Source organism: Serratia microhaemolytica (genome assembly GCF_004011885.1).
Classification (GTDB): domain Bacteria; phylum Pseudomonadota; class Gammaproteobacteria; order Enterobacterales; family Enterobacteriaceae; genus Serratia_G; species Serratia_G microhaemolytica.
Window position 1 is genome coordinate 1 of record NZ_SBEF01000054.1, and the last position, 10,253, is coordinate 10,253.

At 49.2% G+C, this 10,253-nt stretch carries 9 protein-coding genes; 6 read left to right on the plus strand and 3 right to left on the minus strand.

Annotation, left to right across the window (positions count from 1 at the left end; genetic code table 11):
* Positions 1-261: 261 nt before the first annotated feature.
* A complete protein-coding gene (locus EOJ37_RS13130) occupies positions 262-1,713 on the minus strand; it encodes a Cu(+)/Ag(+) sensor histidine kinase (protein ID WP_127960355.1) in 1,452 nt (483 codons plus the stop codon).
* A complete protein-coding gene (locus EOJ37_RS13135) occupies positions 1,703-2,386 on the minus strand; it encodes a copper/silver response regulator transcription factor (RefSeq protein ID WP_127960356.1) in 684 nt (227 codons plus the stop codon). Before EOJ37_RS13135 ends, EOJ37_RS13130 begins: the two co-directional genes overlap by 11 nt.
* Positions 2,387-2,580: 194 nt before the next feature.
* Here EOJ37_RS13135 and EOJ37_RS13140 point away from each other — a divergent pair, with 194 nt between their 5' ends.
* From EOJ37_RS13140 to EOJ37_RS13165, 6 genes are all read left to right on the plus strand, one after another.
* Entirely contained in the window at positions 2,581-3,966 is a 1,386-nt protein-coding gene (locus EOJ37_RS13140) for a Cu(I)/Ag(I) efflux RND transporter outer membrane protein (RefSeq protein ID WP_127960357.1), read from the plus strand.
* 29 nt (positions 3,967-3,995) lie between these two features.
* The gene (locus EOJ37_RS13145) at positions 3,996-4,349 is read left to right on the plus strand and encodes a copper-binding protein (RefSeq protein WP_127960358.1); all 354 of its coding nucleotides are present in this window, start codon (positions 3,996-3,998) and stop codon (positions 4,347-4,349) included.
* Between the two features lie 124 nt (positions 4,350-4,473).
* Complete coding sequence (locus EOJ37_RS13150; protein ID WP_127960359.1) at positions 4,474-5,748, plus strand: efflux RND transporter periplasmic adaptor subunit; 1,275 nt, start codon at positions 4,474-4,476, stop codon at positions 5,746-5,748.
* A 10-nt stretch (positions 5,749-5,758) separates the two neighbouring features.
* Entirely contained in the window at positions 5,759-8,902 is a 3,144-nt protein-coding gene (locus EOJ37_RS13155) for a CusA/CzcA family heavy metal efflux RND transporter (protein WP_127960360.1), read from the plus strand.
* A 94-nt stretch (positions 8,903-8,996) separates the two neighbouring features.
* Positions 8,997-9,437, plus strand: a complete 441-nt coding sequence (locus tag EOJ37_RS13160; protein ID WP_127960361.1) for a DUF411 domain-containing protein — start codon at positions 8,997-8,999, stop codon at positions 9,435-9,437.
* A gap of 167 nt (positions 9,438-9,604) precedes the next feature.
* Complete coding sequence (locus tag EOJ37_RS13165; RefSeq protein ID WP_162473704.1) at positions 9,605-10,000, plus strand: YHS domain-containing protein; 396 nt, start codon at positions 9,605-9,607, stop codon at positions 9,998-10,000.
* Here the strand turns inward: EOJ37_RS13165 and EOJ37_RS13170 are convergent.
* Positions 9,993-10,253 (minus strand): integrase core domain-containing protein (locus EOJ37_RS13170; RefSeq protein WP_155522504.1); only part of this gene is annotated, 261 nt, incomplete at its 5' end. The genes EOJ37_RS13165 and EOJ37_RS13170 overlap by 8 nt on opposite strands.

Below are 10,253 nucleotides of genomic sequence, written 5' to 3' on the forward strand. Positions count from 1 at the left end.
GTTATCAAGATGCTGCTGTTTTTGCTGTTTGGTATATGGCATGGTTTATTCTCAAGCAGAGGATGTGATGGCGAGAATAATGATCGTGACCAACGAGGCTGACAAGGTGAGATGGCCGGATGTTTACGGCTGACAAGGTGAGATGGCCGGATGTTTACTTTGTAACGTGTTGGGTTATTGGGAATCATCAGTCAAGAGATCGTGACTTACAGTCGGGGTGGGTCAGATGATGGGTATATTTTTTCAATATACCCATCATTACTATGATGTGAAAAGTCGAGGAAAAGAGAGAGTGAAACGTGTTGAAACCGTATCTGAGACAACGCTAATTTTACCCTGATGTGCCGCCACAATGGATTTCACAATAGCCAGGCCAATACCACTCCCTTCACTTTTTCTCTGTCTGGAAGGGTCAACACGATAAAAGCGGTCAAACAACCGTGACAAATGCGCTTCAGGTATTGGAGAACCAGGATTTTCAACGGTAATATCTACCCATTCACCCCGTTCACTTACGCGCACAGTGACCGCCATACCTCGCGGGGTGTAACGAATGGCATTCGATAAAAGGTTATTGATCACCCGACGCAACATGAGGGGATCCCCTTCAATGAGGACTGGATTCCCTTCAAATGTGAGGCTCACTTCCTGATCCTCAGCCCAAGCCTCAAAAAACTCGAAAACCTTCATTGTCTCTGACTTGAGATCGATCATTCTTCGTTCAGGAATGAGTTGGTTATTGTCTGCCTGTGCGAGGAAAAGCATGTCACTGACCATCTTGGCCATACGATTATATTCTTCAAGATTAGAGTAAAGCACCTCCTCCAGTTCTTTATCCGTGCGACGTTGGCTTAACACAATCTCTGTCTGTGTCACAAGGTTAGTGATGGGGGTTCTGATCTCATGAGCGATATCCGCTGAGAAATTAGCCTGGCGGGTAAAAACATCCTCAATGCGCTCAATCATATGATTGAAAGAAATAACCAGTTGTTCCAGCTCAATCGGAACTTGTTCCGGTTCAAGTCTGACATTCAAATTCTCAGACGTAATATTTTTGATTTTCAGGCTAACATTTCTCAAGGGCTGATGCCCCTTGTGAACAGCGAATAAAACAATAAAAATAATCATCAAGCTGATAACGGAAGCAATCATGACGAGATTGCTTTTGAGCTCGTCGATATAGTGCAAATGAAAATCGATGGAGAGTGCTATCAGCAATGTGTAGGGTTTGGTATTTTCCGGTACTTGCACTGAAGAGGCAATAAGACGGTATGTCGTGTGCTGTTTACCACTCTCGGCGCGGCATGTATTACCTTGCTGTTCTCCTGACCATAGAAAGACGTCTCCCGAGTCAAGATTCCGTGAAAAATCCGAAGAACATGAGACAGGAAGAAGATCAGGACCCTCCGGCGAACGATAAAGGATCTGATTGTTTCCGTTACTGAGCAGTACCGAGATATTCTGGAAACTGTTTAACACATTGCTGAGCCGCTCAATTTTCTGTCGTTCAGATTCGTCAGGGTTTTTAAGGATATTTTCCAGCGTCATACTAATCTGTTGCATATCGCGAATGTCCTGCTCAGCAAAATGCTGTTTCACAGAATGCAGCATGATCCAAGTAAATGCGACAAATGCGATGGTCGTCGACAGACTGATAAAAAAGGTGAGACGGGCGGCAAGAGAAAAAGGACGGTGACGGCAGTTAATCCTCATCAGGTACCTCAAGGACATAGCCGACACCGCGTACCGTCTGGATCAATTTGGGCTCAAAATCATTATCAATTTTTGCCCGTAACCGTTTGACCGCCACATCAATGGCATTCGTATCGCTGTCAAAATTCATATCCCAGACCTGTGAAGCAATCAGCGAACGCGGGAGGACTTCACCCTGATGACGGATGAAAAACTCAAGGAGGGTAAATTCCTTACTGGTCAGCGTGATCCGGGTTCCTTTGCGGCTGACTTTTCTCGACACTAGGTCAAGAGTTAAATCTGCCACCTGGAAATGGCTCTCCGCTATGATGGCAGAGCCACGGCGTAACAGTGTTCTGACACGCGCCAGCAGTTCTGCAAAGGCAAAGGGCTTGACCAGATAATCGTCCGCGCCAAGTTCAAGACCTTTGACACGATGCTCAATAGTGCCGAGCGCAGTCAGGAGCAGAATGGGCATACCTCTATTTGCCGCTCGCAGCATTTTCACGATATCCCAGCCATTCACATCCGGCAGCATGATATCCAGAACAATCAAGTCATAATCGGCTGTCATGGCCAGGTGATACCCGGTCATGCCGTTATCCGCAAGGTCCACCACAAAGCCCGCCTCGGTCAACCCCTTGCTGAGATACTCACCGGTTTTCACCTCATCTTCGACGATCAGTATTTTCACTCATCCTCCAGAACATCGATATCGTGTTGTCATTCTAGTGGGCAGAAGAACGATATCAACGTATTAAAGCAAAAATGACAGCTTTGTCATTGTCTTGTCACTCACCAAACAGAGTCAATCCGGTAAGGTATCCACAATCATCATCAGGGATTTATGTGAACCTTTTAACCGGGTATGCCTGGACGAGAAGCGATATGTTCAAATTAAAACGACTCACTCTCTGTACATTCTTCATTTTGGCAGGATGTACCTCATTGGCACCAGAATACCAGCGCCCTGAACGTCCGGTACCACAACAGTTTTCTCTCTCCCAGAATGCACTGGCTCCGGCAACGACCGGTTATCAGGATACCGGCTGGCGGACGTTCTTTACCGACCCTCAGGTACAGGCACTGATTGACGACGCGTTGCGTAATAACCGTGACCTGAGGATGGCCACACTCAACGTCCAGGAAGCCAGAGCCCAGTACAACGTGACCGATGCGGACAGATATCCACAATTGAATGCTTCTTCCAGTATCACCTACAGTGGAGGATTTCAACGTGACAGTTCAACCACTCAGACGTATACGGCAGGGGGGGATCTCAGTTTTGAGCTAGATTTCTTTGGCAAACTAAAGAACATGAGCGAGGCCGAACGCCAGAACTTCTTTGCCAGCCAGGAAGCTCAGCGTGCCGTGCATATTCTTCTTGTTTCCAATGTCTCTCAGAGCTATTTCAACCGGCGACTGGCGTATGAGCAACTGAAAGTTGCCAAAGAAACACTGAAGAACTACGAGCAGTCCTATGCCTTTGTGGAACAACAACTCATCACGGGGAGTACAAACGTCCTCTCACTTGAACAGGCCCGGGGAGTGATTGAGAGTACCCGGGCTGATATTGCCAAAAGAGAGGGCGAACTTGCGCAGGCGAACAATGCGCTCCGCTTGGTCGTCGGGAAAGACACCGTACTGCCCGATAATAAACAGAGCACAGAAAAAGAGATTAATCCGGTAAAACTGCCGTTGAACCTGTCGTCCGACATCCTGTTACAAAGACCGGACATCATGGAAGCGGAACACAAGCTGAAAGCAGCTAATGCAAATATTGGGGCCGCTCGAGCCGCATTTTTCCCTTCCATTTCATTGACGGGCGGCCTGTCAAGTAGCAGTACTGAGCTTTCAAGCCTGTTTAACGCCACGAGTGGCATGTGGAATTTTGTCCCTAAGATTGACATTCCCATCTTTAATGCGGGCCGTAACAAGGCCAACCTGACACTGGCGGAAATTCGCCAGCAACAGTCCATCGTCAGCTACGAGCAAAAAATTCAGTCTGCGTTTAAGGACGTTGCTGATGCGTTGTCTCTTCGCGAAAGCATCAACGGCCAATTAACCGCACAACAGCGTTATCTGGAATCCCTTCAAATAACTCTGCAGCGCGCCCGTGGCTTATATTCCAACGGCGTCGTCAGTTATATCGAAGTCTTGGATGCGGAGAGAACGCTATTTTCAACGCAGCAGGCCATTCTCGATCTGAAGTATGCCCAGCAGGTGAATGAGGTCAATCTTTTCACGGCCTTGGGTGGTGGCTGGACTGAGTAAATTTCAATTAACAACAAGGAGTTATCAACATGCGTCAATCAATAAAAACAGCGCTATTCGGGCTCGTCTCGGTGATCATGGTCGCGGGAGCTCAAGCTGCCGAGCCACATCATGGTACAACTGCCACGGCGATAGACGCGGATTCACCGCAGATCATCAGTAGTGCTGGGGTCGTGAAGGAGATTGATCTTAAAAACATGAAAGTCACCATTGCTCACGAAGCCATCCCCTCTTTAAGTTGGCCAGCCATGACCATGCGATTTACGTTTACAGCATTAGATGACAGCATCCGCGCGCTGAAAGTTGGCAACCGTGTGAATTTCACTTTTGTTCAGCAGGACACCGTTTCATTGCTCAAGGAAATTAAAAACAGCCAGTCTTGATTGATTTTTGACGAAAGTATATTGCGCCTGTCATCCCCCCGTGATGACAGGCATGATTATTTACCCCCTACGGTTCCTTCGGGTTTACAGGCTTGGCTTCTACCAATATTGAGTGGAATTAAATATGGCTTCTATAAAACTTAAATATACGGCAGTGATTGTCGGCAGTCTTTTGATGGGAGGGCTGATATCCGTTGGGGCTTACCATTATCTTTTCGCTGCTGACAAAGCTGAAACACCACCATCAGAACGCAAGGTTCTGTTCTGGTTTGACCCCATGAAGCCCGATACCAAGTTCGATAAACCCGGAAAGTCCCCGTTTATGGATATGGACCTGGTACCCAAATACGCCGATGAAGGTGGAGCCGACAACAGCAATGGGATACGTATCGACCCTACTCAGGTACAAAATCTGGGCCTTAAAACAGAGAAAGTCCGTACAGGACGCCTGACGTATTCTCAAACGCTCCCTGCCACGGTTAATTTTAACGAATATCAGTTTGTTATTGTCCAGTCCAGATCGGACGGTTTTATTGAAAAAGTCCATCCGCTGACGGTCGGGGATAAAGTGAAAAAAGGCACTCCCCTGATTGATATCACAATCCCCGAGTGGGTGGAAGCACAGAGCGAATACCTTTTATTATTGAGTACTGGCGGCTCTGCGACACAGCTTAAAGGAGTCCTGGAGCGCCTTCGCCTTGCCGGTATGCCAGAGGAAGACATCCAGCGCTTGCGAAATACCCGGAATATTCAGACCCGCTTCACGATAAAAGCGCCGATTGATGGCGTGATCACAGTGTTTGATTTGAGAGCCGGAATGAACATTTCAAAAGACAAGGTTGTTGCCCAGATCCAGGGAATAGATCCGGTCTGGATCAGCGCCGCAGTGCCAGAGTCGCTCACCTATCTGCTGAAAGAGACCTCACAGTTTGAAATTTCTGTCCCGGCTCACCCTGATAGAACGTTTAACATCGAAAAATGGACACTTCTGCCGAGCGTTGACCCAACGACTCGAACCCTTCAGGTTCGCTTGCAGGTAAGCAATAAAGAAGAATTATTGAAACCCGGTATGAATGCCTATTTGACACTCAACACCCAGAGTCAGGACATGCTACTTATTCCTTCTCAAGCTGTCATCGATACCGGCAATGAACAACGCGTCATTACCGTAGACAGCGGAGGTCGATTCGTTCCTAAAGTTATCAAGGTGTTGCATGAATCACAACGCCAGGCGGGAATTGGCTCTGGTTTGACGGAAGGCGAATCGGTTGTCGTCAGCGGCCTTTTCCTCATTGATTCGGAAGCGAACATTTCCGGAGCGCTAGAGCGTATGCGTCATCCGGAGAAACATGTGACAGACACGACGGCTCCTTCAGCCAACGCACATTCAGGTCATTGAGGAGACAAAGATGATTGAATGGATTATCAGGCGTTCGGTCGCCAACCGTTTTCTGGTTGTGATGGGAGCCCTGTTCCTGAGTATTTGGGGAACTTGGACTATCATCAAGACGCCCGTAGACGCCCTGCCTGACCTCTCCGATGTTCAGGTAATTATTAAAACCAGTTACCCAGGTCAAGCCCCTCAGATTGTAGAAAATCAGGTGACCTATCCCCTGACAACCACCATGCTCTCAGTTCCCGGGGCGAAGACCGTCCGCGGTTTTTCTCAATTCGGCGACTCGTATGTGTATGTGATTTTCGAAGACGGTACCGACCTGTACTGGGCACGCTCCCGCGTATTGGAATACCTGAATCAGGTTCAGGGGAAATTACCTGCTGGGGTCAGTTCCACCATCGGGCCGGATGCCACAGGGGTGGGCTGGATTTTCGAATATGCATTGGTAGATCACAGTGGTAAGCATGACCTAGCGGAATTACGCTCTCTTCAGGACTGGTTCCTGAAATATGAGCTGAAAAATATTCCGAATGTCGCAGAAGTGGCCTCTGTGGGGGGCGTAGTCAAACAATACCAGATCCTGGTTGACCCAATGAAACTGACCCAGTTTGGCATCAGCCTGCTGGAAGTCAAACAGGCTCTGGGCTCTTCCAACCAAGAGGCGGGCGGTTCCTCCGTAGAGATTGCCGAAGCTGAGTACATGGTGCGTGCCAGCGGTTATCTGCAGAATATTGATGACTTTAACACTATCGTCCTCAAAACGGGTGAGAACGGTGTTCCAGTTTATCTGAAGGATGTTGCACGGGTGCAGATTGGACCTGAGATGCGACGCGGGATCGCGGAGCTGAATGGCGAGGGTGAGGTGGCTGGCGGCGTGGTGATCCTGCGCTCGGGCAAGAATGCGCGTGAAGTTATATCTGCGGTCAAGGATAAGCTGGAAACACTGAAAAGCAGTCTGCCGGAAGGCGTGGAAGTGGTGACCACCTATGATCGTAGCCAACTGATTGACCGTGCGATTGATAACCTGAGTTATAAGCTGCTAGAAGAATTTATTGTGGTTGCCTTGGTATGCGGCCTGTTCCTTTGGCATGTGCGTTCCGCTCTGGTGGCCATTATCTCGCTTCCCCTGGGGCTGTGTATTGCCTTTATCATCATGCATTTCCAGGGGCTGAACGCCAATATCATGTCATTGGGGGGAATTGCCATTGCTGTCGGGGCCATGGTGGATGCCGCCATCGTCATGATTGAAAACGCACACAAACGACTTGAAGAATGGGAGCATGAACACCCAGGACAACCCATTGACAATGACACCCGCTGGAAAGTGATCACCGATGCCTCTGTTGAAGTCGGTCCTGCACTGTTTATCAGCCTGTTGATCATCACCCTTTCATTCATTCCCATCTTTACCCTGGAAGGACAGGAAGGACGCCTGTTTGGGCCTCTGGCCTTCACAAAGACCTATGCTATGGCGGGTTCGGCCATGCTGGCGATTGTGGTCATTCCTATCCTGATGGGGTATTGGATCAGAGGGAAAATACCGCCTGAAACCAGCAATCCATTGAACCGCTTTTTAATCAAAATTTACCACCCGTTGCTGCTTAAAGTTCTTCACTGGCCAAAACTGACGCTTCTGGTGGCCGCCCTGTCCATTTTTACCGTGATATGGCCACTCAGTCGAATGGGGGGAGAATTCCTGCCTAAAATCAACGAAGGCGATTTGCTGTACATGCCGTCAACGTTGCCCGGTGTATCACCCGGCCAGGCGGCGGCCCTGTTACAGACAACGGATAAACTGATCAAAACGGTGCCTGAAGTGGCTTCGGTGTTTGGCAAGACGGGCAAGGCAGAAACGGCAACAGACTCGGCCCCTTTAGAAATGGTGGAAACCACGATCCAACTGAAACCACAAGATCAGTGGCGACCAGGAATGACGCTTGACAAGATTATTGAAGAACTCGATGAAACGGTTCGCCTGCCGGGTTTGGCAAACCTCTGGGTTCCGCCTATCCGTAATCGTATTGACATGTTGTCCACCGGGATCAAGAGTCCGATAGGTATTAAAGTTTCCGGCACGGTGCTTTCCGATATTGATGTCACAGCACAGCGTATAGAAGATGTGGCGAAAACCGTTCCTGGCGTGGTGTCTGCGCTTGCAGAACGCCTGGAAGGTGGTCGCTACATTGACGTCGACATCAATCGGGAAAAAGCGGCACGGTATGGTATGACGGTCGGCGATGTCCAGTTGTTTGTTTCGTCTGCTATCGGGGGAGCCATGGTGGGAGAAACCGTGGAGGGCGTAGCCCGTTATCCCATCAACATTCGCTATCCTCAAGGGTTCCGAGACGGCCCCGGCACCTTGCGACAGTTACCGATACTGACGCCGATGAAGCAGCAAATCACACTAGGGGATGTGGCGGATGTGAAGGTTATTTCAGGTCCGACCATGCTCAAAACAGAGAATGCCCGCCCTTCAAGCTGGATTTATATCGATGCCCGTGGCCGTGACATGGTGTCCGTTGTCAACGATCTCAAAACGGTTATCAGTAAGGAAGTCGAACTGAAACCGGGGACCAGCGTGTCGTTCTCAGGACAGTTTGAATTACTGGAGCATGCCAACAAGAAACTGAAGTTAATGGTCCCCATGACCGTGATGATTATCTTCATTCTGCTGTACCTGGCCTTCCGTCGCGTTGATGAGGCGTTGCTGATCCTGATGAGCCTGCCGTTCGCGCTGATTGGGGGGATCTGGTTCTTATACTGGCAGGGCTTCCACATGTCCGTTGCCACGGGCACGGGATTTATCGCACTGACCGGGGTTGCTGCCGAGTTTGGTGTAGTAATGCTGATGTATTTGCGTCAGGCGATTGAGGCAGACCCCAAATTGTCGAAGCCGGAAACGTTCACGCGTGAGGGACTTGATAATGCACTTTATCACGGCGCGGTATTGCGTGTTCGTCCGAAAGCCATGACGGTCGCAGTCATCATCGCGGGTTTGCTGCCTATTCTGTGGGGGACCGGGGCAGGCTCTGAGGTCATGAGTCGCATTGCTGCTCCGATGATTGGCGGGATGATCACCGCCCCCCTGTTATCCATGTTTATCATTCCGGCGGCCTATAAACTGATCTGGTTGCGGCGGCATAAAAGTAAATCATGAAAATCGGTGGGAATATCGGCTTCAGCGCCGTATTCCCACTATTCCCCACTCTGCCCGGATAACAGGATCCGGCAGATAACTAACTGAGGATAGTATGAAAAAAGTGTTGTTAATGGCCATCATGCTGGCGTCATCCCTTTCTGCCTTCGCGGGTGAAAAAGTCATCGACTTATACAAGTCAGAGCATTGTGATTGTTGTACACAATGGGGAAAAATCATGGAAAAGCAGGGCTATCAGGTTAACACGCACGTCATGAACGACAGTGCCCTCAACGCCTTAAAGGACAAGCATGCCATCCCTGCAGATTTGAGGAGTTGCCATATGGCAACCACCGGCAATTTGCTCATTGAAGGACATGTGCCTGCGGAGGCTATCAACAAAGCCCTGGTTCCGGGTTCAGGTATCTATGGTCTTGCCACACCGGGAATGCCTGCGGGTAGTCCAGGCATGGAAATGGGCGATAAAAAAGACCCTTATAACGTCATCGCATTTGACAAAAACGGATCACAGCAGGTGTTCCTGCGTATCGAATAACCGGTTACGCAGAATTTTCAGCCAGTCCTCTATTCCGGTCTGGCTGAAAACCGTCAAGAGAGCCCCCTCAATCACAGTGACATTCGTGATCTCTGTGACAGTGACATATGTTGAAGAGATTGGTGCGTGCATGTCCAACAGGTCACGTGAACGTAAGGAGAAGTGCCGTGAATAAGAAAGAGTACAATATTCCTGGTGCCGGTGAAACTTCCGGACTTTCTCACACGCAACCTGAAGAAATCCGGACAGTGGACGTTGTTCAGGATCCTGTTTGTGGTATGCCGGTAGACCCTGAAAAATCCGAATCACGCCTGTCCTATCAGGATAAGCTGTTTTTCTTCTGTTCTGCTGCATGTGCATTAAAGTTCAAAACACATCCTGAGCAGTATATTCGTGCCTCGGCACCGCAGAATAATCCCTACCCCCATCACACGCATACTGACACGCCAGACGTCGATGATGATAGAGATGTCGTCTGGACCTGCCCCATGCATCCGGAAATAATGCGTTATGCCCCAGGAAGTTGCCCTCTTTGCGGCATGGCACTTGTAGTGGTCAAGTGAAACTGGCCACGGTTTTGGCGTTTTCCCAATACAACCGTTCAGATTCATTGGGCGTGAGACCACCGTTATATTGATGTGGTCTTAAATCGCTGTAATAACTAACTAAGTATCGAATTATCTCTTGTTGTGCCTGACCTAAACTAGAATAGCCACTTGCAGGCACCCACTCTGTTTTTAAACTCCTAAAGAAGCGCTCCATTGGGCTATTGTCCCAGCAGTTTCCCCGACGCGATAAGCTCTGTGTCATCTGGTA

Bases quoted from the DNA above. Each gene is read 5' to 3' on its own strand.
- EOJ37_RS13130 (WP_127960355.1), bottom strand. From the start codon at position 1,713: ATGAGGATTAACTGCCGTCACCGTCCTTTTTCTCTTGCCGCCCGTCTC.
- EOJ37_RS13140 (WP_127960357.1), top strand. From the start codon at position 2,581: ATGTTCAAATTAAAACGACTCACTCTCTGTACATTCTTCATTTTGGCA.
- EOJ37_RS13145 (WP_127960358.1), top strand. From the start codon at position 3,996: ATGCGTCAATCAATAAAAACAGCGCTATTCGGGCTCGTCTCGGTGATC.
- EOJ37_RS13150 (WP_127960359.1), top strand. From the start codon at position 4,474: ATGGCTTCTATAAAACTTAAATATACGGCAGTGATTGTCGGCAGTCTT.
- EOJ37_RS13155 (WP_127960360.1), top strand. From the start codon at position 5,759: ATGATTGAATGGATTATCAGGCGTTCGGTCGCCAACCGTTTTCTGGTT.
- EOJ37_RS13160 (WP_127960361.1), top strand. From the start codon at position 8,997: ATGAAAAAAGTGTTGTTAATGGCCATCATGCTGGCGTCATCCCTTTCT.